24 protein-coding genes, 1 pseudogene and 1 riboswitch are annotated in these 23,629 nt (G+C 70.5%); of the genes and pseudogenes, 6 read left to right on the forward strand and 19 right to left on the reverse strand.

Going from position 1 to position 23,629, the window contains the following annotated elements; translation table 11 throughout:
• The first annotated feature begins 14 nt into the window (after positions 1–14).
• A complete protein-coding gene (locus ACNFOC_RS11140) occupies positions 15–389 on the forward strand; it encodes an RNA polymerase-binding protein RbpA (protein WP_003977404.1) in 375 nt (124 codons plus the stop codon).
• A 107-nt stretch (positions 390–496) separates the two neighbouring features.
• On the opposite strand, the gene fxsA is transcribed toward ACNFOC_RS11140, so the two are convergent.
• The 4 genes from fxsA to ACNFOC_RS11160 all read right to left on the reverse strand — a co-directional run bounded on the left by fxsA (position 497) and on the right by ACNFOC_RS11160 (position 4,561).
• Positions 497–1,054: an FxsA family membrane protein gene (gene fxsA, locus ACNFOC_RS11145; RefSeq protein ID WP_416958929.1), complete on the reverse strand. Its 558-nt coding sequence runs from the start codon at positions 1,052–1,054 to the stop codon at positions 497–499.
• A 72-nt stretch (positions 1,055–1,126) separates the two neighbouring features.
• Complete coding sequence (locus tag ACNFOC_RS11150; protein ID WP_416958930.1) at positions 1,127–1,939, reverse strand: polyprenol monophosphomannose synthase; 813 nt, start codon at positions 1,937–1,939, stop codon at positions 1,127–1,129.
• Positions 1,940–2,471: 532 nt separating this feature from the next.
• Positions 2,472–4,073, reverse strand: a complete 1,602-nt coding sequence (locus ACNFOC_RS11155; RefSeq protein ID WP_416958931.1) for an amidohydrolase — start codon at positions 4,071–4,073, stop codon at positions 2,472–2,474.
• Between the two features lie 47 nt (positions 4,074–4,120).
• Entirely contained in the window at positions 4,121–4,561 is a 441-nt protein-coding gene (locus ACNFOC_RS11160; protein WP_026150833.1) for an Lrp/AsnC family transcriptional regulator, read from the reverse strand.
• Between the two features lie 268 nt (positions 4,562–4,829).
• On the opposite strand from ACNFOC_RS11160, the gene ACNFOC_RS11165 reads away from it, so the two are divergent.
• Positions 4,830–5,264 (forward strand): hypothetical protein, encoded by a 435-nt coding sequence (locus tag ACNFOC_RS11165; protein WP_416958932.1) that lies wholly within the window; start codon positions 4,830–4,832, stop codon positions 5,262–5,264.
• A 10-nt stretch (positions 5,265–5,274) separates the two neighbouring features.
• On the opposite strand, the gene ACNFOC_RS11170 is transcribed toward ACNFOC_RS11165, so the two are convergent.
• Both ACNFOC_RS11170 and ACNFOC_RS11175 read right to left on the reverse strand, forming a co-directional pair.
• Positions 5,275–6,369: a phosphotransferase family protein gene (locus ACNFOC_RS11170; protein ID WP_416958933.1), complete on the reverse strand. Its 1,095-nt coding sequence runs from the start codon at positions 6,367–6,369 to the stop codon at positions 5,275–5,277.
• Between the two features lie 12 nt (positions 6,370–6,381).
• On the reverse strand, positions 6,382–7,482 hold the full coding sequence (locus ACNFOC_RS11175; RefSeq protein ID WP_416958934.1) for an Rv3169 family protein: 1,101 nt from the start codon (positions 7,480–7,482) through the stop codon (positions 6,382–6,384).
• Between the two features lie 141 nt (positions 7,483–7,623).
• Between ACNFOC_RS11175 and ACNFOC_RS11180 the strand changes: the two genes are divergently transcribed.
• The gene (locus ACNFOC_RS11180; protein ID WP_416958935.1) at positions 7,624–7,866 is read left to right on the forward strand and encodes a hypothetical protein; all 243 of its coding nucleotides are present in this window, start codon (positions 7,624–7,626) and stop codon (positions 7,864–7,866) included.
• Positions 7,867–7,918: 52 nt separating this feature from the next.
• Here ACNFOC_RS11180 and ACNFOC_RS11185 read toward each other — a convergent pair whose 3' ends face one another.
• The 4 genes from ACNFOC_RS11185 to ACNFOC_RS11200 form a co-directional block, all read right to left on the reverse strand.
• Complete coding sequence (locus ACNFOC_RS11185) at positions 7,919–9,100, reverse strand: acyl-CoA dehydrogenase family protein (RefSeq protein WP_416958936.1); 1,182 nt, start codon at positions 9,098–9,100, stop codon at positions 7,919–7,921.
• 230 nt (positions 9,101–9,330) lie between these two features.
• Positions 9,331–9,990, reverse strand: a complete 660-nt coding sequence (locus ACNFOC_RS11190) for a TetR/AcrR family transcriptional regulator (protein WP_363096600.1) — start codon at positions 9,988–9,990, stop codon at positions 9,331–9,333.
• A 65-nt stretch (positions 9,991–10,055) separates the two neighbouring features.
• Positions 10,056–10,202 carry an SCO1431 family membrane protein gene (locus ACNFOC_RS11195; protein ID WP_416958937.1) on the reverse strand — a complete coding sequence of 49 codons (147 nt, stop codon included), beginning with the start codon at positions 10,200–10,202 and terminating at the stop codon, positions 10,056–10,058.
• Between the two features lie 131 nt (positions 10,203–10,333).
• Positions 10,334–11,704 (reverse strand): C39 family peptidase, encoded by a 1,371-nt coding sequence (locus tag ACNFOC_RS11200; RefSeq protein ID WP_416958938.1) that lies wholly within the window; start codon positions 11,702–11,704, stop codon positions 10,334–10,336.
• A 236-nt stretch (positions 11,705–11,940) separates the two neighbouring features.
• Between ACNFOC_RS11200 and ACNFOC_RS11205 the strand changes: the two genes are divergently transcribed.
• Both ACNFOC_RS11205 and ACNFOC_RS11210 read left to right on the forward strand, forming a co-directional pair.
• Complete coding sequence (locus ACNFOC_RS11205) at positions 11,941–12,561, forward strand: uridine kinase family protein (protein ID WP_416958939.1); 621 nt, start codon at positions 11,941–11,943, stop codon at positions 12,559–12,561.
• 433 nt (positions 12,562–12,994) lie between these two features.
• Complete coding sequence (locus ACNFOC_RS11210) at positions 12,995–14,860, forward strand: AAA family ATPase (RefSeq protein WP_416958940.1); 1,866 nt, start codon at positions 12,995–12,997, stop codon at positions 14,858–14,860.
• A gap of 397 nt (positions 14,861–15,257) precedes the next feature.
• On the opposite strand, the gene ACNFOC_RS11215 is transcribed toward ACNFOC_RS11210, so the two are convergent.
• The 9 genes from ACNFOC_RS11215 to ACNFOC_RS11255 all read right to left on the reverse strand — a co-directional run bounded on the left by ACNFOC_RS11215 (position 15,258) and on the right by ACNFOC_RS11255 (position 22,560).
• A complete protein-coding gene (locus tag ACNFOC_RS11215) occupies positions 15,258–16,334 on the reverse strand; it encodes a hemolysin family protein (protein ID WP_416958941.1) in 1,077 nt (358 codons plus the stop codon).
• Positions 16,331–17,665, reverse strand: coding sequence for a hemolysin family protein (locus ACNFOC_RS11220; protein ID WP_416958942.1), 1,335 nt, complete (start codon positions 17,663–17,665; stop codon positions 16,331–16,333). Before ACNFOC_RS11220 ends, ACNFOC_RS11215 begins: the two co-directional genes overlap by 4 nt.
• A 176-nt stretch (positions 17,666–17,841) precedes the next feature.
• Positions 17,842–18,285 (reverse strand): PH domain-containing protein, encoded by a 444-nt coding sequence (locus ACNFOC_RS11225; protein ID WP_416958943.1) that lies wholly within the window; start codon positions 18,283–18,285, stop codon positions 17,842–17,844.
• 14 nt (positions 18,286–18,299) lie between these two features.
• A complete protein-coding gene (hisG, locus tag ACNFOC_RS11230; protein WP_416958944.1) occupies positions 18,300–19,157 on the reverse strand; it encodes an ATP phosphoribosyltransferase in 858 nt (285 codons plus the stop codon).
• A gap of 59 nt (positions 19,158–19,216) precedes the next feature.
• Positions 19,217–19,489, reverse strand: coding sequence for a phosphoribosyl-ATP diphosphatase (locus ACNFOC_RS11235; protein WP_018534786.1), 273 nt, complete (start codon positions 19,487–19,489; stop codon positions 19,217–19,219).
• Between the two features lie 34 nt (positions 19,490–19,523).
• Positions 19,524–20,009, reverse strand: a complete 486-nt coding sequence (gene ribH, locus ACNFOC_RS11240; RefSeq protein WP_416958945.1) for a 6,7-dimethyl-8-ribityllumazine synthase — start codon at positions 20,007–20,009, stop codon at positions 19,524–19,526.
• Positions 20,010–20,030: 21 nt separating this feature from the next.
• A complete protein-coding gene (locus ACNFOC_RS11245) occupies positions 20,031–21,320 on the reverse strand; it encodes a bifunctional 3,4-dihydroxy-2-butanone-4-phosphate synthase/GTP cyclohydrolase II (protein WP_416958946.1) in 1,290 nt (429 codons plus the stop codon).
• Positions 21,317–21,961: a nicotinamide mononucleotide transporter family protein gene (locus ACNFOC_RS11250; protein WP_416958947.1), complete on the reverse strand. Its 645-nt coding sequence runs from the start codon at positions 21,959–21,961 to the stop codon at positions 21,317–21,319. Before ACNFOC_RS11250 ends, ACNFOC_RS11245 begins: the two co-directional genes overlap by 4 nt.
• Complete coding sequence (locus ACNFOC_RS11255; protein ID WP_416958948.1) at positions 21,958–22,560, reverse strand: riboflavin synthase; 603 nt, start codon at positions 22,558–22,560, stop codon at positions 21,958–21,960. Before ACNFOC_RS11255 ends, ACNFOC_RS11250 begins: the two co-directional genes overlap by 4 nt.
• A gap of 150 nt (positions 22,561–22,710) precedes the next feature.
• Positions 22,711–22,841, reverse strand: a riboswitch (FMN riboswitch).
• Between the two features lie 385 nt (positions 22,842–23,226).
• Here ACNFOC_RS11255 and ACNFOC_RS11260 point away from each other — a divergent pair.
• A pseudogene (locus ACNFOC_RS11260) lies at positions 23,227–23,629 on the forward strand (hypothetical protein); the annotation flags it as partial.

The raw sequence follows: 23,629 nt of genomic DNA on the forward strand, positions 1-23,629 counted from the left end.
GGGAGGCACGATTCATGAGTGAGCGAGCTCTTCGCGGCACGCGCCTCGTGGTGACCAGCTACGAGACGGACCGCGGTATCGACCTGGCACCACGCCAGGCCGTGGAGTACGCATGCGAGAAGGGACATCGCTTTGAGATGCCCTTCTCGGTCGAGGCGGAGATTCCGCCGGAGTGGGAGTGCAAGGTCTGCGGGGCCCAGGCACTCCTGGTCGACGGCGACGGCCCTGAGGAAAAGAAGGCCAAGCCCGCGCGTACCCACTGGGACATGCTGATGGAGCGGCGCACCCGCGAGGAACTCGAAGAGGTCCTCGAGGAGCGTCTTGCCGTTCTCCGCTCCGGCGCGATGAATATCGCGGTTCACCCGAGGGACAGCCGCAAGTCGGCCTAGTCCTGAAGGTGCGGAGCGGTTCTACCGCACGACCGAGTACAAGCAAGTAAGCGCGGGCGCCGTACGAACCTGTACGGCGCCCGCGCTTTTGCGTGCCTGCGACCGGGTCAGCGGGTGAGTGGGGGACGCGGGCCCTGAGGGGCGTCGCTGCCGGGCTCGTCCCGGATGACCTCGCCCTGGACGACCTTGCCGTCCGGGCGGTGCATACGGGCCTGCTGGAAGGCGTCTCCCAGGGTGCCTGGGGCCGCCTTGCCGAGCTTCCGCTCGACCACGCGCTCCGCGTAGCGTCCCAGGGCCTTCTGGACCGGCGGGACCAGCAGGAGCAGGCCCAGGGCGTCCGAGATCAGACCGGGGATCATCAGCAGCAGACCGCCGAGCATCATCAGGCCGCTGCCACCGCCGCTGGCGGGGGCGGTGCCCTGCTGCACGGCCTGGCTCAGGTTCTGGAAGGCCCGCCGGCCCGCCCGCTTGATCACCACGGCGCCGAGCACGAACCCGGCGAGCAGCAGCAGGAAGACCGTAAGCCCGCTCGACGCGCCCGCGACCACCGTCAGCAGCCAGATCTCCAGCACCAGCCACACGGCGATGCCCAACGGCAGGAACGTACGCAGCCGGGAACGCGGAGGCCGGGCGGCGGAGGATGGGGTGGGTACGCCAGTCGTCATACGTCCAGTGTGCCTGGGCCCGGCTCAGGGCGGGATAAGCGGACGATCAACGAGGCCTGTGAAGTCGTAGGGCTACGGCTGTGAAGGCTTTCTCCCGGGGTTCGCGCGGCCGCGGAGCTTGCCGACGCGCTCGCCCACGCCCCATGTCGTGACCCGCCACAGGGCCTCTACGAGGATGTCGCGGCTCATCTTGGAGTCGCCGAGTTCGCGCTCCACGAAGGTGATGGGGACCTCGACGACGTGGTAGCCGGCTCTGACGGCTCGGCGGGCCAGGTCGACCTGGAAGCAGTAGCCCTGGGAGGCCACGTCGTCCAGGCCGAGGCCTTCGAGGGTCTCGCGGCGGAAGGCGCGGTAGCCGCCGGTGATGTCGCGCAGCGGCAGGTCGAGGGCCACGCGCGAGTAGAGGCTGCCGCCGCGGGAGATGAACTCGCGGGACTTCGGCCAGTTCACCACCCGGCCGCCGGGCACCCAGCGGGAGCCGAGCACCAGGTCCGCGCCCTTGAGCGCGGTGAGCAGCCGGGGCAGCTCCTCGGGCTGGTGGGAGCCGTCGGCGTCCATCTCGATGAGGACGCCGTAGCCGTTGTCCATGCCCCAGTGGAAGCCCGCCAGATAGGCGGCGCCGAGGCCTTCCTTGCCCTTGCGGTGCAGCACCTGGACCTGTTCGTCCTCGGCCGCCAGCTCGTCGGCCAGCTTGCCCGTGCCGTCGGGGCTGTTGTCGTCCGCCACGAGGACATGAGCCTCGGGGACCGACTGCCGCACCCGACCGACGATGGACTTGATGTTCTCCGCCTCGTTGTAGGTCGGGATGATCACCAAGGCCTTGCCGAGCGGGCCGAACTTCCGCCCCTGGGCCTGTGCCGCGAGGGCTCCGTCGCCGTCGTTCACTGCTGCCCCTTCATGTCCGTACGCAGGCGTCCACCATAGTGGCCGCGGCCTGGCATGACGTGCCACGTCGTTCGTACGGCGGTGTCGATTCGACAAGAACGGGGTAAGAACGTCCTTTTCGGTGAATACGTGCTGCGGATGGGGGCCCGGCGCCCTTCGGGCCGACCTGGGACCCGCCGGCTGCGGGTCGACCAAAGCCGTTGTCTACTGGACGTCCGGGCCCCACCCGGGTCACACCAGCCGACCGGCCGGAACGTTCCCTCGCCGTGGCGCGGGCGCTGAGCCTGGCTCCCAGTGGCGGTGCCCGGTACGGCACACCGTCCCTGACCCAGCGGCGCTGCGGCGATTGCTCGGAGGTTCCCCGGTCGGGCGTCCGGTGGTGGACTCGGACGAACCTACCGGCCCCCTGCGCCTGCCTGTCAACAGTCGTTTGACCTGGCCTTTCCCCCTCAACCGGCTGGTCAGGGCCGAGGATGCGCAGGTCGCGCGACGGAGCGGCGGCCACGGATCGGGGGCACGCCACCCCGGGAGATCACTCGCCCGGCCGTACGAACACCGTCCGTCCGCCCACGACGGTGCGCAGGCAGACGGGAAGGTCGCCGCCCGGTGTCAGGTCGGGCAGTCCGGGTGTGCCGGAGCGCGGGTCGGTCGACCAGCGCGCGACCCGGTCGTCGGGCGCCTGCACGACCAGGGCGTCGGTCCGCCAGACGGCGTAGTCGGCGGGTGCGCCCGGGACCAGAACACCCGCGTCGTCCCGTCCTACGGCCCGCCAGCCGCCCCGCGTATGGGCGGTGAACGCGGCCCGTACGGAGACCCGGTGTTCGGCCGTCCGGTGGAAAGCGGCGGCGCGGACCGTCCCCCACGGGTCGATCGGGGTGACCGGGCTGTCCGAGCCGAAGGCGAGGGGCACGCCGGCCCGCAGCAGGGCCGCGAAGGGGTTCAGGGCGCGCGCCCGCTCCAGGCCGAGCCGCTGGGCGTACATGCCGTCCTCGCCGCCCCACAGCGCGTCGAAGGCGGGCTGTACGGAGGCGGTCAGGCCCAGCTCGGCGAAGGCCGCGATGGTCTCCGGGGTGAGCATCTCGGCGTGTTCGACGCGGTGGCGGGCGGCGCGGACGCGGCCCTGGCCGACCTTCTCGGCGGCTGCCCGGAAGCCGTCGACCACCGCGGTCACGGCGGCGTCCCCGATGGCGTGGAAGCCCGCCTGGAGGCCCGCCTCGGTGCAGGCGACGACATGGGCGGCGACGGCGTCCACGTCGAGGTAGGCGATGCCGGTGTGCCCGGCGTCGGTGTACGGCTCGTGCAGACAGGCGGTGTGCGAGCCGATGGAGCCGTCGACGAAGAGGTCCCCCGCCGCTCCTACGGCGCCCAGCTCCCGCGCCTTCGCCACGTCCTCCTCGGCCCAGTAGCCGACAACACGCGGCCCGGGCTCCTCGGCGGCCAGCCGCAGCAGGCCCGTGAAGTCGTCCTCGGAGGAGATCTCCGGCCCCGCGCACTCGTGGACCGAGCCGACGCCCAGGGACGCCGCGTGGGCGAGGGCGGTCCGCTGGGCCTCGACGCGCTGCTCCGGCGTGATGGCGGCGAGCGCGGTGGCGCGGACGGCGTGGTGGGCGTCGGCCGTGAGGGGGCCGTCGGTCGCGTCGAGGCCGGGGACGAGGTCGAGCAGGGCCGTGGTGACGACCGCGGAGTGGACGTCGATGCGGGAGAGGTAGAGCGGGCGTCCGCCGGTCGCCGCGTCCAGTTCGGCGCGGGTCGGCGGGCGGCCCCCGGGCCAGCGGGCGGCGTCCCAGCCGTGGCCGAGCAGAACGCGGTCGGCTGGGCGGGCGGCGGCGAAGTCCCGGACGAGGGACAGGGCCGCCTCCAGGGAGGGCGCGTCGGACAGGTCGAGGCCGGTGAGCGCGAGGCCGGTGGCCGTCGTGTGCACGTGTGCGTCGGTGAACGCCGGGGTGACCAGCGCGCCGTCCAGGTCGACCACCTCGTCGACGCCGTCCGCGAAGGCGTCGGCGGCGCCCTCGGAGCCGACCCAGGCGACCTGGCCGCGCTCCACGACCATCGCGGTCGCGAAGGGGTCGGCGGGACTGTGCACTTCGCCGCGGCGGAGCAGGACGGTTGACGGCTCGGGGGTGCGCTCACTCATGGGGAACAGTCTCGCGCCTCACCGGCGCCGCCCCGAACGCAGGTCCGTCAGATGCGGGGCGGGCGTGCCTCGTACGGCGTCGAGAGCACCACCGTGGTCCGGGTCGAGACGCCGGCCAGGCCGCGCAGCCGGGCCAGCAGCTCCTCCAGTTCGTGCGGGGTGGAGACCCGCACCTTGAGGATGTAGTTCTCGTCGCCCGCGACGCTGTGGCAGGCCTCGATCTCGGGGACGTCGGAGAGGCGGTCCGCGATGTCGTCGGGGGCGCTGGGGTCGAACGGTTTCACCGAGATGAAGGCGGTCATGGGCAGGCCCACCGCCTCCGGGTCGACGACCGCGGCGTACCCGCGGATGACGCCCCGCTGCTCCAGCCGGCGCACCCGTTGGTGCACGGCCGACGTGGACAGGCCCGTGGCCTTGCCCAGGTCTGTGTAGCTCATCCGCCCGTCCTTGACGAGCAGCTGCACGATTTGTCGGTCCAGCTCCTCCATGACGCAAGAACCTACAGTGCAGCTGATCTCCACCGATACCTCGGCGGCGCAGGTCATACCCGGTTCGTGATGTGGCGGAGGGCGGCTCGTGAGCCTGCCGGGGACAAAACCGCCGCCTCGGGCATCTGCGGGCGGCATGTGACGAACGCCACAGGCCCCGGACGGTCTCCGTGATGGTCTCGTGATTACCGCGGAGACGGGACGGGAAGTGCTTGCTGTGGTCGAGGCCGCAGTGCCTTCACGGCCCAGCCCAGTAGGGGGAGAACCCATGCAGAGTCTTAAGCGCCCTGGACGCACCGCGCCCAAGCGGCCGCAGCTCGTCGTCGACTCCGAGCCGGAGGGCGTCGAATCCGATGATTTCGACGCCGATGAGCTCGACGCGTACGACACCTTCGAGATGTACCGGGTGATCTGCCCGGACTGCGTGCAGCCCATCGCGCTCCTCGCGGACGAGGCGGTCCTGCCTGAGCACGCGCTGTGCGCCTCGCCGTGGAACCCGTTCGGGCTGACGGTCTGCGCCGGTACGGGCCGCAAGGCGGCCGACGCCCGGTCCGCCGACGAGTCCGCGGAGCCCCAAGAGCAGGACACCGCGCTGCTGTTGACGCTCCCTCAGGGCCTCGACTGGCGGACGCAGCCGTTCTCGCACGTCGGCGGACCGAGCTCGCGCCCGATGCGCGTGCCGGACATGCGCCGCGCCGCCTGAGCGCACTCGCTCAACCCCAGTAGCTGCCCTGCACCATGGCCCGCAGACTGCCGTGGTGCAGGATCAGTGTGTCCGGGTCCGCCGGGACGGCCACCTCGCCGAAGTGCACCTGGCGGTAGGCGATACGGAGCATCACGATCGCGTGCCGCAGGGCCGCGTACAGGGTGTAGAAGTCCATGTCCCGCGGGGTGTGGCCGGTGAGTTCGGCGTACCGGGCCTCCACCCGGTCCCGGCGGAAGAACTCCGGCAGGCCCGGCTGGCCGAAGGCGACCGTCAGGTCCTGGAAGAAGCGGTGCAGATAGACGGTCCAGCCGAGGTCCACCTCGCGCGGGGCCGGGGCCGCCATCTCCCAGTCGAGGACGGCGACGGGGTCGAACCCGTCGTAGACGACGTTCCCGATGCGCGCGTCGCCCCAGTTGAGGACCGGTTCGCCGGGGTCGGCCGGCCAGAGTTCCGCGAGCCGGTCGAAGGCGCTCTCGATGAGCGGTGAGCGGGCGAGACCGTCAACCACCCAGTCGTAGTACGCGCGTTGGGATGCGACGTGGCGGTGGAGGGCGTCGCCGTCGCCCGGGAGGGTGAGGAACTCGGCCTCTCCCAGCGGGACTTGGTCGTGGAGGCGGGCGACGATCCCGACCGAGGCGGCCTCCAGATGTTCCCGCTCCGCGTCGGTCGCCGCGTGCAGCCAATTGCCCTCGTACGTATACGGCATGACGTCCGGCGGTACGCGTCCCTCGGCGCGCGCCATGACGAAGAACGGCGCGCCGAGCGGGCCGGGGTCCTCCTCCAGCCAGCGCACCTCGGGTACCGGGAGGTCCGTCCGCTCGGCGACCAGGCGCATCGTGCGGAACTGGCGCGGCATGTCGTAGACCGGGAAGACGGTGTACGCCGCCGGGTCCGCCGCGAGTCTCAACGCGCAGGCGCGGAGCGGGGGTTCGGAGTGGTCGATGTCGAAGAGCAGGGTCTCGCTGGACATGCCGTTCGAGGCGGGGACCCTGACGTCCACGGCCTTGGCGCCGGGCAGGCGGGTGTCGAGCCAGGCGGTGAGGCGGTGGGCGAGTTCCTCGGGGTCACGGGTGGTCGTGCGGGGGCGGGGTGCCGTCGCCATGTCTCAACTCCCCTACGGTGCTACCGAGTCGAAGCCGGTGAAGCCGCTCGGGTCGTGGCGGCCGAAAGAGCCGTGCTCGAAGATGCCGTGGCCGACCCGGCCGTCCAGGCGGAAGCGGGCCGCGTGGTCGGTGACGCCGTAGGCGGCGAGCGGGGCGGGCCGGGTGAGGTCGTAGGTGCGCGTGTCGGTCCAGGCGCGGCCGCGCCACGTGCCGTGTTGCCAGTCGTCGGCGGGTGGATAACCGGCGCCGGTCGCCAGCGGTGAGGAGGTCAGGATCTCGACGTCGAGTTCCTGCGGTTTGCGTGCGTCGCCGAGGTGGACGAGGGCCCGCTCGGGGTGGCGAGTACCGGAGCGGTAGGTGATCTCGGCCTGGGGCCAGCCGAGTTGGCGGTCTCGGTGGCCGGGGCGGACGACGGTCGCCTCGTTCAGGGTGCGGTAGCCGTCGGCGTCCTCCTGGACGATGACCATGAGGAAGCGGTCCTCGAAGCGGACCGGGCACCAGATCCAGTGGAAGCCCTCGGTCGGGTGGTCCTCGGCGAGCCTGCCGCCTTCCTCGCCGGGGATCGGCCGCACGCCCCAACTCCGGTCACGGGTGCCGGTCCAGCCGTTGGCGGAGACCCGGAACTCCTCGTCACCGGCGCGGATCACACCCTCCACACCGCCCGCCTGGACGAAGCGGCGCCCTTCGAGGGTGAGCCGGTCGCCGCGGTACTGGACGTGGTGGGGTTCCCAGAGGGCGGGGAACTCGGCCGTCCAAGTGAGGTCGCACCAGAGGGAGTTGTCCTCGCAGCGCAGGCGCAGTCGGCGCAGGGGCTCCTCCACCTCTATGCGCAACGGGCCTACGGCGAGCTCCATGCGGTCGTCGCCGAGGGCGTCCGAGGCGCGGACCGCGTGGAGTACGTCTCCGGTGCGGAGGGTCGCGTAGGCGTCGATCACCCCGACGTTGGGGTAGACGCCGAGGCCGAGGATGAGCAGGGCGCGGCCCTCGTGGTCGAACACGTGGAAGATGCAGCGGTCGTAGGCGTTCCGGTCGCCGGTCGCGACGTGCTTCATCGACAGGGGGACCTGGTGCACGGGGTACTCGTCGAGGGGCACGGGACGGTCGTCTGCCACGGCTAACCTCCCCTGGGGACAGTGGAGGTGACGGTACGTCAGGTCGGGTGCGGTAGCCAGACCCGGAACCCGTACGCCGGTGAACGCACGCTCGATTACCCGCGCCGGTGACCTGTCGACGGGCCCTTACGTTGCCCTGGTATGACCCCCACCTATGCGCCGACCGGGCGTCAGCGCCGGATCTTCGTCCCCGTACCCGCAGAATCGGTTCCCCCGGCGCCGCCGCAGCCCCAGGACCCGCCCATCTACCGTGATCTCATGCGGAGTTGGGCCGACCGGGGCCGCACCCTGCCGGGGCGTCACGACCCGGAGTGGGCGCGGCTGGCGGCGCCGCCGGTGGGGTCCGCCCGCTGGATCAGGGCGGAGGGGGCCAACGGCGCCTGAACGGCGACGGGCGCCGCGTCCGCGGCCCGAGCCTCCGGACAGGCCCCAGGCGTCAGCCGGTTCGGTGGGCTTCGGGACCCGCCAAATGACGGGCGATGACCATCCGTTGGATCTGGTTCGTGCCCTCGACGATCTGCAGGACCTTGGCCTCGCGCATGTAGCGCTCGACCGGGAAGTCCGCGGTGTAGCCGTAGCCGCCGAGGACCTGGACGGCGTCGATGGTGGCCTTCATCGCGGTGTCGGTGCAGTGCAGCTTGGCCATGGCGGCCTGTTTGGCGAACGGGCGGCCGGCGTCGCGCAGCCGGGCCGCCGCGAGGTAGAGCGCGCGGCCCGCCTCGATCTGGGTGGCCATGTCGGCGAGCATGAAGCGCAGGCCCTGGAAGTCGGAGATCGGGCGCCCGAACTGCCGCCGGTCGCTCGCGTAGGCCACCGCCTCGTCAAGTGCCGCTTGGGCCAGGCCGATTGCGCAGGCCGCGATGCCGAGCCGGCCGGAGTCCAGTGCGGACAGGGCGATCGCGAAGCCCTGGCCCTCCTCGCCGAGGCGGCGCTCGTCGGGGACGCGGACGCCGTCGAAGTGGACCTGGGCGGTGGGCGAGCCCTTCATGCCCATCTTCTTCTCCGGCGCCGCGCCGCTCAGGCCGGCCGCGTCGCCGGGCACCAGGAAGGCGCTGATCCCGCGCGGGCCGTCCTCACCGGTGCGGGCCATGACCGTGTAGAAGTCGGCGATGCCGCCGTGCGTGATCCACGCCTTCGTGCCGTCGATCACCCAGTCGTCGCCATCCCTCACCGCTTTCGTGCGCAGGGAGGCCGCGTCGGAGCCGGAGGACGGTTCGGAGAGGCAGTAGGCGCCCAGCAGTCCGCCACCGAGCATCGCGGGCAGGTGCTCGACCTGCTGCTGCTTGGTGCCGTAGTTGGCCAGCGCGTGGCAGGACAGGGAGTGGACGCTGACGCCGAGGCCGACCGTGAGGCGGGCCGCGGCGAGCTCTTCGAGGACCTGGAGGTAGACCTCGTACGGCTGGTCGCCGCCGCCGTACTCGGAGTCGTACGGGAGGCCGAGCAGTCCCGACCGGGAGAGCAGGGTGAAGACCTCGCGCGGGAAGTGTCCGGCGTCCTCTTCCTCGGCCGCTCCGGGGGCGATCTCGCGCTGTGCGATGTCGCGGGCCAGCGAGATCAGATCCCGGGCCTCGTCCGTGGGCAGTTGCCGGTCCACCGGCTGCGGGGCGCGGTCGGGCATGGCGACGCTCTCCTCCCTGTCGGGCACATCGGCGGGCGTACGCCTGGGGTCGAGGCGACGTGGCCGGGTACCGCACGGATGCGGCCGCTGCTCCTACTCCCGGGTCTCGGAAGCGGCTGACCAGCGGCTCTGCGCTGTGAGTATGCCCGATCGAAGGTCTCGCGTCACCAGTTAACGACCGCTTACTTCAAGAATAGCCCGGCCGTCCGGAACGGGGCGGAACCGCCGCTTCAGCCGTCCCGGCGGGCGGGCTTGGGCGCCGGGTGGGCGGGGTCCAGTTCCTCGATGGCGCGCAGGGTGCCGCCGAGGGTCTTCACGAGGATTTCGCGCATCGTCTCGCGGGAGAGGTCGGAGGTGCTGATCCACTCAAGCGTCGCGCCCTCGACGCTGCACACCCAGCCGAACAGGCCCATGCGGGCGATCCGGGAGATGTCCGTGCGACCGTACGCCCCGTCGGCGATGGTCGCGACGATCGCCGCGCGCACCCCGTCGCGGATGGCGTGCACCTCGGTGTCGAAGCCGACGCCGCCACTCACGATGGTGCGGTACGCGGCCTGGTTGTGCTCGGCCCAGCGCAGGTAGCTGTCCATCGTCCGCTGTACGCGGTCCAGTTGGGGCAGTTCGAGGCCGCTCGCCGCGAAGGTCACCAGGTCGGCGACCGAGTCGTTGATGATCGCCAGGTAGTAGCCGCGCTTGGACTGGAAGTAGTAGTAGATCAGCCCCTTGGCGACATGCGCCTGCCGCGCGATGTCGTCCATGGACAGCGCGTCGTAGGACGTGTCGGCGAACAACTTCCGGCCGATGGTGATGAGTTCGGCGCGGCGCGCCAAGGAACGCTCGGTACCGCGCGCCCGGGGACGTGGGACGTCACGCTGCTGACTGATTTCCAATTTCGACTCTGGCTCTCCAACTGGGCTTGGTCAACCGCAGTATGGCAGGTCGCGTATGCGTGAGGTCACAGCAGGCCGATTTGGGTCACAAGCATCGCGATCACCACGACAAGGGTCCAGCCCATGACGTGCTCGACGATCTTCGGACCGTCGCCCTTGGGGCCGCCGATGCGGGTACGGGTGCGGGCGGCGCTGGCGGAGTGTGCGGTCATGGTGGCTCGCAGAGGTCGGATGTGCGGTGGACTCCCCCGTTCTGTCCACCTTGCCATCCGTATCGGCTTTTGCGCCGGAGACCTTGGTCACAGGGCGCCTGATCACAGGCGCCCTGTGACAGCGCTCCGGGTCAGCGCACGCCCACCGCCGCGAGGGCCTTGCGCTGGCGGGCGGTCGGGTGTGCCGGGAAGTAGAGGTAACAGACGCCACCGGTGCCGGAGGAGACCTTGCCGGAGGCGTTGTACCGCTTGGTGCGCAGCCAGATGTTCTCCCACTCGCGCCGGTTGTAGACGCGGCGGACGGCCGGATCGCTGGGCGAGTTGGGGTCGTTGGCGATCACGTCGCCGTCGGCGGTGAAGCCGATCACGGTCATCAGGTGGCCGGAGGTGCCGTACCCCGCGCCGGTCAGCTCGCTGCTGAGGAACGACTGTGACGTTATGGCCGGGATGCCCGCCGCGATCAGCGTCTCCAGGTCGCCGAGCGAGCCAAGCCGGGTGACCACGCCCTGGAGGTCCTTGAACGTGGCCGCGTAGGCGGCGTTGAACGGCCAGTTGCCGCAGCCCTGGTACTGGTTGTCGTAGGTGAAGCGAGCTGCGTTGTCGACCTGGGGGTCGGCGTAGGACGGGTCGACCCAGGCCAGTTGCTCCGGGGTGAGCCGGCCGCCCCAGTACTCGATGATCATCTGCGAGGAGGTGGGGCTGCACCAGGCCTCGCCGCCGTTGTCGTACTCGGGGTACTGACCGACGTGGATCTCCTGCGAGTAGCGCGGGACGATCAACTCCTGGGCCAGTCCGGGAGTCGACGCCGGGACGGTGAAGCGGTCCGGGACGTCGGAGCCCATCGCGCCGAGCCGCCACACGGTGGGGGTGAGCTTGGTGCCGGGCGTGCGGTAGAGGGTCAGGCGGAGCCGGTACGACGTGAGGCGCAGGCCTGTCGTCGCGTCGTCGATCGCGAAGGTGTCCGTCCAGATCGTGGACTTGCCGTCCGTCTGGTCGTCGACGGAGGTCCGCTTGATGTCCTGGTCGCCTGCGGCCCAGCGGCCCATCACGTACCAGGGGGTGTCCGTGCCGTCGGAGTACGTGCCGCGCAGCTCGATCTGGAGCCAGGTGCCGGCCGGGGTGTGCGCGTTCCAGGAGGCGATGGTCTCCGTCGCGGGGACGGAGAGCTTGTGGACGGGGGACGTCCAGGTCGCGTACTCCCAGGCCGCGGTCTTTCCGGTGTGCGGGTCCGTGTAGTCGACGCTGCCGAGGGCGGCGCCGATCTGGAGGCCCGGGCGGGGGCCCGCGACGGCGCGGGTGCCCTGGGCGGCGCCGCGGCGCCAGTCGGCGTAGGTGGTCCACGCGTGGTTGTCGACCGAGCTGGTCGGGGCGCGGTCCGTGTCGGTGGCCTCGGCGGGCGCACCGGCGGTGTCGGCGGCCGCGGGGCCCGCGGCACTCACCACCGCGGCGGCGACCGCCGCGGCCAGGACGGTTCTGCGGGACGGCTGTTCGGCTCTGCTCATGGGCGGAAGACCCCCGGGTGTTCCGAGTCGGGACAGATCCAGTCGGGACAGATCCAATGGACGACTGTGCGCCCACTATGAACACACACGGCACTCCGCTGCCAGCACTTCGAACCTCGCCACACCCACCAATATTGGTATCGACCACTGGTATGACCTGGGGCGCGAGCCACCGCTCTCTAGACTGTCCCGGCGACCTGCGGCATCACCCGCCCCACGACCTCCCGGGACCAGCCATGCACGACCTCGCCCACCACCTGCGCCGCCTGCCCCCGTCCTGCGGCCCGGTCCGGCTCGTCGGCGTCGACGGGCACGCGGGGTCCGGGAAGTCCACGTTCGCCGGGCAGTTGGCCGAGGCCCTCGGCGGTGCCCCCGTGCTGCACCTGGACGACCTCGCCAGCCACGACGAACTGTTCGGCTGGACCGGCCGGCTGCTGAGCCAGGTGATCACCCCGCTCGGCCGCGGCGAGACCGCCCACTACGCCCCCTACGACTGGCACGCCCGGCACTTCACGGCGCCCCGCGCGCTGCCGCCCGCGCCCGTGGTCCTCGTCGAGGGCGTCGGCGCCGGACGCCGGGCGGTGCGCCCGTTCCTCGCGGGGCTGCTGTGGATGGAACTCCCCCGGGAGGAGTCGTGGGCACGGGGGCGACTGCGGGACGGGGCGGAGCAGCGGGACTTCTGGGACGGGTGGGTCGAGGCGGAACACGAACACTTCGCCAAAGACCCTTCGCGACCCCACGCGGACTTCCTGGTACGGCAGTTGAGCATGGGGTACGAGGTACTCGCGGGGCCCTCAGGGACGATTGGACCGGACCATGAGGTGACCCACGGTGACGGACCGCCCGCAGTGTGCTGAACTTGTGAAGACCCTTTCACTCGAACTTGCTTGAGTGCCTCAACTCGGCTTGACCCAGGGGCCGTACAGGTCTTACGTTCTGAATGTGCGGCCGTTCGGAGCCGCCCAGAGTCGCGAAGCCCCCGGTTGTTCCCCCGTGATCGGGGGCTTCGTTCTGCTCCCAGCGCGTTTTCCGGCCGTCACGAGCCGTGATTTGCTCACCCTGGGTCACCGTCCTGAGTGCGCCCCATCTGCTCCCACCTCGTCAAACGGCCTGTGCGGCACCCTTCGATGGGCGACTGCCCCGCAGGTACGATGCCCAGGGTGCGACCGACGGACGGCTGCTTCGCGCACCACGGCAACTCCCGTCCGCGGCACAGCGGTTCGACCCAGACTGCCGACGGGCGCCGGCCCGGCGGCGAATCAACGGGGGCACGGTTTGTGGGGGGACGTGATGGACTTCGGCACGCAGGGCCCCGAGGCCCCGGCCGACCTCGCGTGGCTGCGAGGCGTGGACGCCTACACGATGGGCGCTTATCCGCAGGCGGAGGAGGAGTTCCGCACGGCGGTACGGATGGATCCCGGGATGGCCGACGGCTGGCTCGGACTGCACGCGCTGCGCGTCGACACCACGACCGCGCTGCTGCGCATGTACCGGCACCGGGAACGCTTCGGGGAACAGCGCACCAGGCACCGCCGCACACTCAACTCCTGGTACTGGCTGGGCTGGTGGGTCCAGCCCGTGCTGGAGAGCCCGCGTGATCTGCTGCTCGCGCACGCCTCGCACTGGCTGGACGGCCGCCATGTTCCCGAGCTGGACCGGGCGTTGGCCGGACTGCCGCCCGTCGACACCGACCACCAGGTCCGCTTCCTGCACGCGTGCCGCGCCTATCTGGTCAAGGACTGGGAGCAGCTGGTCCGGCACACCGATCCGCTGATCAACGATCAACTCCTGGGCATCGAGGCCGGGTTGTTCGGCGGGATGGCCCGGGTACGGCTGGAGATGTACGGCCAGGCCGAACCGCTCCTCTCCTCCGCGCTGATGCGCTGCCGCAGCGAACAGCCGCAGCGCAAGGAGCTGCGGTACTGGCTGGCGCGGGCCCACGAGGGCACCGGGCGCAGTGCCGCCGCCCTCCCGTTGTACCGGGCGGTGCATCGCGTCGACCCCGCGTTCATGGACACCTCGGCGCGGCTCGCCGCGATCACCGACTCCGACGGGTACGACGGCTCCGAGGACGTGACCGACCTCGCGGCGATCACACTCTCCGGCGGGCAGGACGCGCTGGAGGGGCCGGACGGGCTCGATCCGCTGTTCGGTGCGGAGGGGCGCGATCTGAAGCTGTCGGAGCCCGGTCTGCCGCCGACCGGGCCGCTGCCCGCCGCGGGCGATTCGGTGCGGGAGAAGACCTCGAATCCGGTGCTTCCGCTGCCCACGGGGCCCACCGATCCCGTCCTGCTGGAGGAGGCGCTCAACGAACTGGAGCGCATGGTGGGGCTGGAGCCGGTGAAGCGCCAAGTCAAGGCGCTGTCCGCCCAGTTGAACATGGCGCGGCTGCGTGCCGGGCAGGGGCTGCCGGTTCAGCCGCCGAAACGGCACTTCGTCTTCTCGGGGCCCTCGGGTACCGGCAAGACCACCGTTGCGCGCATTCTCGGGCGGGTCTTCTATGCCCTCGGGCTGCTCGGCGGGGACCATCTCGTCGAGGCGCAGCGGGCAGACCTGGTCGGTGAGTATCTGGGCCAGACGGCTGTGAAGGCAAACGAGTTGATCGACTCGGCGATCGGTGGCGTCCTCTTCGTCGACGAGGCCTACTCGCTCTCCAACTCCGGGTACGGCAAGGGCGATGCGTACGGCGACGAGGCCTTGCAGGTGCTGTTGAAGCGGGCCGAGGACAATCGCGATCACCTCGTGGTGATCCTGGCGGGCTATCCGGAGGGCATGGACCGGCTGCTGGCGGCCAACCCCGGGTTGTCGTCCCGTTTCACGACTCGCGTCGACTTTCCTTCGTACCGGCCGCTTGAACTCACGTCCATCGGCGAGGTGTTGGCCGCCGAGAACGGTGACGTGTGGGACGAGGAGGCGTTGGACGAGCTGCGGTCGATCGCCGGGCATGTTGTCGATCAGGGGTGGATCGACGAGCTGGGGAACGGGCGGTTCCTGCGGACGCTGTACGAGAAGAGCTGTGCGTATCGGGATCTGCGGTTGTCGGTGTATCCCGGGATGCTGTCCCGGGATGATCTGTCGACGTTGCGGTTGCCGGATCTGATGCAGGCGTATGGAGAGGTGTTGTCGGGGAGGGGGCCCGGTTCTGCCGGGATGTGAGGGGTGCGCACGGGCTGGGTTGGATCTGTTGTTCCGCGAGTGCGGGTGCGTGGGGGCTGGTCGCGCAGTTCCCCGCGCCCCTTGGGTGGGCACGGGGAACCGGTGCCTGCCAGGGGCCGCCGGCTTCAGGCCATCAGCCAGGCAAAGCCCTCTGCAGACCTCAGGCCGGACACCGACGGCTCCAGCCCTCAGCCGCTCATCGCCAGCTCCAGACCCCAGGCCCGCGCCCCAGCCACACGATGCCCGCTCCAGGCCTCGCCTCAGCCAGGCACCGCCCGCCTCAGGTCCCCAGCCAGGCACCGCCCGCTTCAGTTCTCAGGCAGGCGCCGTCGACTCCAGGTCTCAACCAAGTACCGCCGGCATCAGCCTCCGGGCCGGACACCGCCCGCTTGAGTTCTCAACTGGGTACCGCCTGCTTCAGTTCCGGCGTTCGTGGTTGGGCCGGTGCCGGGACCTCCCGATGGGCCGGGTCCGTCACCTCGCCTACCAGGAGTTCCAGGACGTCCTCCAGGGCGACCAGGCCGAGAACTTTGCCGGAGGCGTCCGCTACCTGGGCCAGGTGGGTTGCCGCTCGGCGCATGACCGTGAGGGCGTCGTCCAGGGGGAGTTCGGCTCGTAGGGTCGTCATGGGGCGCCAGATCTGTTGGGGGACCGCTCGCTCGGATTCCTCCAGGTCCAGGACGTCCTTGACGTGGAGGTAGCCCATGAAGGCGCCGGTCTCCGCGGCGACGGGGAAGCGGGAGTAGCCGGTGCGGGCCGTGAGGGCGACGATCTCGCCCGGGGTGACCGAGGGGCTGACCGTCACCAGGTCCTCGCGGCGCAGGAGGACGTCCGTTACCGGGCGGGAGCCCAACTCCAGGGCGTCTTCGAGGCGTTCCTGCTCCTCGGGGTCGAGGAGGCCGGCCTGTCCCGAGTCCTCCACCAGGCGGTTGAGCTGTTCGCTGGTGAAGACGGCCTCGACCTCGTCCTTGGGTTCGACGTGGAAGAGCCGCAGGATGCCCTGAGCGACGGCGCCGAGGGCCACGGTGATCGGCTTGCAGACGCGGGCGAAGGCGACCAGGCCGGGGCTGAGCCACATCGCGGCCTTCTCCGGCGCGGCCATCGCGAGGTTCTTCGGGACCATCTCGCCGATGACGAGGTGGAAGAAGACGACCGCGGCGAGCGCGAGGACGTAGCCGAGGGGGTGGATCATGCCCTCGGGCAGGTGCATCCACTCGAAGACCGGCTCCAGAACGTGTGCGACCGTCGGCTCGGCGACCGCGCCCAGCGTCAACGAGCAGACGGTGATGCCGAATTGGGCCGCCGCCATCATCTGCGGCAGCCGCTCGAGGCCGTAGAGGACCTGTCGGGCGCGGGCCGTGCCGAGGGGTTCGATCTGGCTGCGGCGGACGGAGACGAGGGCGAACTCGGCGCCTACGAAGAAGCCGTTGGCGAGTACCAGGAGTACAGCGAAGAGGAGTTGGAGGACGGTCATCGGGCCGCCTCCATCACGTTCACGGCCGGAGTCGTGCGGACCAGGCGGACTCGTTCGGCGCGGTAGTGGCCTACCTGGCGGACTGAGAGCCGCCAGCCTGGGAGTTCGGCCTTGTCGCCGGGGGCCGGGATGCGGCCGAGGAGGTCGGCTACCAGTCCGGCCACCGTTTCGTACGGGCCCTCGGGGACATCGAGGCCTATGCGTTGGAGGATGTCGACCCGGCAGCTGCCGTCCGCGTCCCAGGCCGGCTTGCCGTCCTCCGGTGGGGCCGCGGCGAGTTCGGGGACGTCCTGGCCGTCGTGCTCGTCGCGGACCTCGCCCACGAGTTCCTCGACGATGTCCTCCAGGGTGACCACCCCGGCCGTACCGCCGTACTCGTCGACGACGACGGCGATGGGCTGTTCGCTGCGCAGCCGGGCGAGGAGCGGCTGGACGGGCAGGGTCTCGGGGACCAGGACCGGGGACTTGGCGATGCTGGTGACGGAGGTGCGCAGGCGGGCGTGCGAGGGCACGGCCAGCGCGTCCTTGAGGTGGACCATGCCGATGATCTCGTCGATCTTCTCGCGGTAGACGGGGAAGCGGGACAGACCGGTGGCGCGGGTCAGGTTGACCACGTCCTCGGCGGTCGCCGACGACTGGAGCGCGCTGACCTTCACGCGCGGGGTCATCACGTGCTGCGCGGTCAACTCGCCCAGCGACAGCGTCCGTACGAAGAGATCGGCGGTGTCCTGCTCCAGCGTGCCGGCCTGCGCCGAGTGCCGGGCCAGGGAGACGAGTTCGCCGGGGGTGCGGGCGGAGGCCAGCTCCTCGGTGGGCTCGACGCCGAGGGCGCGGACGAGCTTGTTGGCGACGGTGTTCAGCGCGGCGATCACCGGGCGGAACAGGCGGGCGAAGGTGTGCTGCGGTGCGGCGACGAAGCGCGCGACCTGGAGGGGGCGCGACACCGCCCAGTTCTTGGGCACGAGCTCGCCGATCACCATCTGTACGGCGGAGGCCAGCAGCATGCCGACGACCACGGCGACGCCGGAGACGGCGCCCTCGGGGATGCCGATCGCGCTGAACGGGCCGTGCAGCAGCTCCGCGAGGGCCGGTTCGGCGAGCATGCCGACGACCAGGGAGGTGATGGTGATGCCGAGCTGGGTGCCGGAGAGCTGGAAGGACAGCTCCTTGAGCGACTCGACGACCGTGGCGGCCCGTCGGTCACCCTCGGCGGCGGCCTTCTCGGCCTCGGCACGCTCCACGGTGACGAGCCCGAACTCGGCCGCGACGAAGAAGCCGTTGGCCAGAATCAGCAGGATCGCCGCTCCGAGGAGCAACAAGGGGATGGTCATGCCGCCGCCTCGATATGCCGGGAGGGGGCGGCGCAGGTACTACAGGACGATCCGTCCATCGCTGGAGGGAGTCACTCCTCGGGTCGCAGGGTGCCTCTGAAGACAGGGGGGAACATCGGTGGCGGAGGCGGGAACGAAAAACGCCACCGACAACAGATTAATCAAGACATGGCCCTCTACGGCAGATCCCTCAGCGACCGGTCCTCGGCGAGCGCCCGCAGAGTGCGCGCGTCGGCGATGGCCCGCGCCTTGGCGATACCGGGCTGGATGCCGAGCACGGGCAGGCTGGTGCCGTCGCTGAGATTGAGGAAGACCCAGGGATCGCCGGGGCGCAGATTCACCTGGAGGATCTCGGCCCATGCCAGACGGCGCCTGCTGACGATGTTCACGACGGTGACACCGGACTCGTCGGCGACGACCTTGACCCGGGCGAGCAGGGCCAGCACGGCGAAGAGGATGGCCCCCGTGAAGACGAAGCTGAGCTTCTCCCCCGGGGTGAGCTGCTCCAGCAGCATCGCGACGGTCGTGATGACGACGAAGATCGCGATGCCCGCGGTGAGCAGCACGGCACGGGTGCGCCCCGGCCGGAACGTGACCGGCAGGGCGGGGAGTTGAGACATGGCTGGCGTGTTCCTCAGAGACGGCAGGCGTGGATGGCCGTCGTCAGGATGGCCCGGGCGCCGATGTCGTACAGGTCGTCCATGATCCGCTGCGCTTCCTTGGCGGGGACCATCGCGCGGACGGCGACCCAGCCCTCGTTGTGCAGCGGGGAGACGGTCGGGGACTCCAGGCCGGGGGTGAGCGCGACGGCCTTCTCCAGCTGCTCGACCCGGCAGTCGTAGTCCATCATCACGTAGGTCCGGGCGACCAGGACGCCCTGGAGGCGGCGCAGGAACTGCTGGACCTTCGGTTCCGCGGTGTCGTCCGTCGGGGCGTCCTTGCGGCGGATGACGACGGCCTCGGACTTCATGATCGGGTCGCCGAAGACCTCAAGTCCCGCGTTGCGCAAGGACGTTCCGGTCTCGACGACGTCCGCGATGACCTCGGCGACGCCCAGCTCGATGGCGGTCTCGACGGCGCCGTCGAGGTGGACGACGGAGGCGTCGATGCCGTTGTCCGCGAGGTGCCCCGCGACGATCCCCTCGTACGAGGTGGCGACCGTCTTGCCCTTGAGGTCCTCCACGCTGCTCGCCGCGCCGGGCTTGGAGGCGAAGCGGAACGTGGAGCGGGCGAAGCCGAGCGGGAGGATCTCCTCGGCGCTCGCGGCGGAGTCGATGAGCAGGTCGCGGCCGGTGATGCCGATGTCGAGGCGGCCGGAGGAGACGTAGATCGCGATGTCGCGGGGGCGGAGGTAGAAGAACTCGACCTCGTTGACCGGGTCGACGATCCGCAGCTCCTTGGACTCCCGGCGCTGCTGGTAGCCGGCCTCATGCAGCATGTCCGCCGCAGGTCCTGACAGGGAACCCTTGTTGGGGACGGCGATGCGCAGCATGAGGTCGGCTTCCTTCGGGTGAAAAGGGGTGAACTGTCTCGAACGGGTCTTAAGGGTTTTTACAGGTGGGCGTAGACGTCGTCCAGCGAGATTCCGCGGGCGACCATCATCACCTGGACGTGGTAGAGCAGCTGCGAGATCTCCTCGGCAGCCGCCTCCTTGCCCTCGTACTCTGCGGCCATCCACACTTCGGCGGCCTCTTCTACGACCTTCTTGCCGATGGCATGGACGCCCTTGCCGACCAGTTCTGCGGTGCGGGAAGTGGCGGGGTCGCCGGTGGCGGCCTTCTGCTGGAGCTCGGTGAAGAGCTCCTCGAACGTCTTATTGGACATGGTGCTACCCACCCTATTGCAAACGATCGTGGGCTTAACGCCACGGTTCGGATACTGAGCGGAGGGTGGCCGCCGTCGCGACGGCCGCCGTCACCGCCTCGTGCCCCTTGTCCTCGTTCGAGCCCTCCAGGCCCGCCCGGTCCAGGGCCTGCTCCTCGGTGTCGCAGGTCAGGACGCCCATGCCGACGGGGACGCCGGTGTCGACCGAGACCTGGGTGAGGCCCTGAACCACGCCCTGGCACACGTACTCGAAGTGCGGGGTGCCGCCCCGGATGACGACACCGAGGGCGACGATCGCGTCGTAGCCCCGGCCCGCCAACACCTTTGCCACGACCGGGAGTTCCCAGCTGCCGGGGACCCGGAGCAGGGTCGGCTCGTCGATCCCCAGGTCGTGCAGGGCGCGCAGCGCGCCGTCCACCAGACCGTCCATCACCTTTTCGTGCCACTGTGCCGCGATGACGGCGACCCGCAGGTCTCCGACGTTGCGTACGGACAGTTCGGGTGCGCCCTTGCCGCTCACGTCTCTCCTCAGTTCCTGTTCTTACTGGTTGCCGCAGGTGGACACGGGGGCCGCGTCCAGCCAGGGCAGGTCGTGCCCCATCCGGTCCCGCTTGGTGCGCAGGTAGCGGAGGTTGTGCTCGCCCGCCTGTACGGGCATCGGCTCGCGGCCGGTGACCTTGAGGCCGTGCCGGACGAGCGCGTCGGTCTTGTCGGGGTTGTTGGTCATCAGGCGCAGGCTGTGGACGCCGAGATCCTCCAGGATCTGCGCGCCGGCGCCGTAGTCCCGGGCGTCGGCGGGCAGGCCAAGCTCCAGGTTGGCGTCGAGGGTGTCGCGTCCGCGCTCCTGGAGTTCGTACGCCCGGAGCTTGGAGAGCAGGCCGATGCCGCGTCCCTCGTGGCCGCGCAGGTAGACGACCACTCCCCTGCCCTCTTCCTGGATGCGCTCCAGGGAGGCCTCCAGCTGGGGGCCGCAGTCGCAGCGCAGGGAGTGGAAGACGTCGCCGGTGAGGCACTCGGAGTGGACGCGGACGACAACGTCCTCGCCGTCGCCGATCTCGCCGTGGACGAGGGCGACGTGCTCCACTCCGTCCACGGTGGAGCGGTAGCCGTAGGCCGTGAACTGGCCATGGCGGGTGGGGAGTTGGACCTCGGCCTCGCGGCGGACGGTGGGTTCGGCGGCCTGGCGGTAGCTGATCAGATCCTCGATCGAGATGATCGTCAGGCCGTGCTTGCGGGCGAACGGGATCAGTTCGGGGAGGCGGAGCATACGGCCGTCCTCGCCCGCGATCTCGACGATCGCGCCGGCCGGGCGCAGGCCCGCGAGGCGGGCGAGGTCCACGGCGGCCTCGGTGTGGCCGTTGCGGACCAGCACGCCGCCGGAGCGGGCGCGCAGCGGGAAGATGTGGCCGGGGCGAACCAGGTCGTCGGCCTGGGCGTTGCCGCTCGCGAGGACCTGAAGCGTGGTCGCGCGGTCTGAGGCCGAGATACCGGTGGTCACACCGTGAACGGGCGAGGCGTCCACGGAGACTGTGAACGCGGTTTTCATGGACTCGGTGTTGTCCTCGACCATCTGCGGGAGCCGGAGCCGGTCCAGCTCGTCGCCCTCCATGGGGGCGCAGATCAGGCCGCGGCACTCGCTCATCATGAACGCGATGATCTCGGGGGACGCCTTCTCGGCGGCGATGACGAGGTCGCCCTCGTTCTCGCGGTCCTCGTCGTCGACGACCACGACCGGGCGGCCGGCCGCGATGTCCGCGATGGCCTGCTCGACCGGGTCGAGGGAGAAGTCCTCGAAACCGTCGGTGCTGTACAGGATCGGTGCCGCTGTCATGCCGGCGCTCCTTCCAGGACGGGCTGCGGGGCCTTTCGGGAGCGCAGCCACCAGTCGCGCATGCCCCACAGGACGAGTGCGCCGTAGATGACGTAGACGAAGCCGGAGAACGCGAAGCCGTTGGCGAAGTTGAGGGGGACGCCGACGAGGTCGACGAGGAGCCAGGCGAACCAGAACTCGACCATGCCGCGGGCCTGGGCGTACATCGCGACGACGGTGCCGACGAAGATGTAGGCGTCGGGCCAGGGGTCCCAGGAGAGCGAGGGGTACGCCTTGAAGAGGACGGCCACGGCCACGGTCCCGACGGCGGCGGAGCCGGCCAGGATCGCGCGCTCGCGCCAGGTGGCGAAGCGGGGGGTGATGTGGCCGTCGGCGGAACCGCCCTTGCCGCGGTTCCACTGCCACCAGCCGTAGACCGCGACGACCATGACGACGACCTGCTTGCCGGCGCTGCCGGAGAGGTGGGCGGTGGCGAACGCGGCGAAGAGGATGACCCCGGAGACGAACTGGGTGGGCCAGCTCCAGATCGAGCGCCGCCAGCCGAAGGCCAGGGCGATCAGGCCGACGACGTTGCCGATCATGTCCGACCACTTGATGTGCTGGCCGAACAGGACGAAGGCCTCGGAGTTGAGCCAGTTCACGAGGTCACCTCGCGTGAACCCATCAGCCGCTCCACGTACTTGGCGATGACGTCGACCTCGAGGTTGACCGGGTCGCCGGGCTGCTTGTGGCCCAGCGTGGTCAGGCCGAGGGTGGTCGGGATGAGGCTGACGGTGAAGTAGTCCGGGCCCGCGTCGACGACGGTGAGGCTGATGCCGTCGACGGTGATGGAGCCCTTCTCGACGACATAGCGCGTGAGGTCCGCGGGGAGCGAGATCTTGACGATCTCCCAGTTCTCGGACGGCTTGCGCTCGATCACCTCGCCGGTGCCGTCGACGTGGCCCTGCACGATGTGGCCGCCGAGGCGGGCGCCGAGGGCCATCGGGCGTTCGAGGTTGACCCGGGAGCCGACGGCGAGGTCGGCCAGGCTGGAGCGGTTCAGGGTCTCGGCCATGACGTCGGCGGTGAACTCGTCACCCTCGAAGTCCACGACGGTCAGACACACGCCGTTCACGGCGATGGAGTCGCCGTGCTTCGCGCCCTCGGTGACGACAGGGCCGCGCAGGCGGAAGCGACACGCGTCGTCGAGGGTCTCGACAGCGGTGACTTCACCAAGCTCTTCGACGATTCCGGTGAACACTTCCCGGGTCCTCCTGCCACATCGGGGCACGGACTCCGGGGCCTGTCGAAGACGACAGAATGAAACGAACGGAAGCACCGAGGACGACGCCGGACAGGCCCCGTCCACACAGGACGAGCCGATACGGCGGCGCGCACGAATGCCCGCCCGCCGCGCACTGCCTCCCATCCGGACTTTAACCGTCGGTCCAGGAATTTCACCTGGTCAACCGGCCGCTGGAAGCGGACGGGTCGCGGACTGTAACCGCCGGTTCGGACTTTCACCGACCCCGGAGTGCGCTGCTTCTGGTACACGGCCAGTGTGCCACGCCCGGCAAGGGTCCATCCAGGTGAAGGGTGTGGGCTGACTCACAGACAGTGTCGGTGGACTTCTCAAGCGGCCCCTACCTGCTGGATCATCTGGTCTAGTCCTTTTCGGATCTCCGGAGGGGACACCCCTGGACCGGTCCGGCGGTGGTGACGACGGCCCTTGCCCACCGCCGGGCCACTCAGCGCTCATGCCGTGCGGCGGCTATGCCGTCAGCCGGGTGCGGGAGAGATTGGTGACGACCTCGGCCCGGGTCCGCAGCGAGCAGTACGTCGGCACTTGGCTGCCGGAACCCGTCCTCACCGCGGACGGCACCCTCGGCCCCTTCGAGTCGGCCGAACAGCGGGACGCCGTGTCGCCGTGTCGCCGACGTACTGGACCTCACCGAGGCCAACTCCCGCCAGCTGTACCGGCGGGCGGTCCAACGGGTGGGCGAACCGGGGTCCCGCTTCGACCGGCCTGGAGAAGGTCCTGGCCGCCGACGCGACCTGGTGGGGCGACGGCGGCGGCAGGGCGAGCGCGGTCCGGCGCCCGATCGAGGGCCGCGAGAAGGTCGTACGGCTGCTGGTGGGCATGGCGGAACGGTGGACGGGCCGCCGGCTGGATCGATGCCGCCACCGGCCCTGTCGGCTGCGCCGCGAACCCGGCGATGCTCGCCGAGGACCCTCTGGAGGGGAGCGCGTCGGGCGCGTCGCCGCCCAACTTCCTTGCTTCATGGAGGAGTTGCTCCCAGAGGTGTTGGGCGCCCAGGCGGTAGGCACGC

It is taken from the genome of Streptomyces colwelliae (genome assembly GCF_048158785.1).
Lineage (GTDB): Bacteria > Actinomycetota > Actinomycetes > Streptomycetales > Streptomycetaceae > Streptomyces.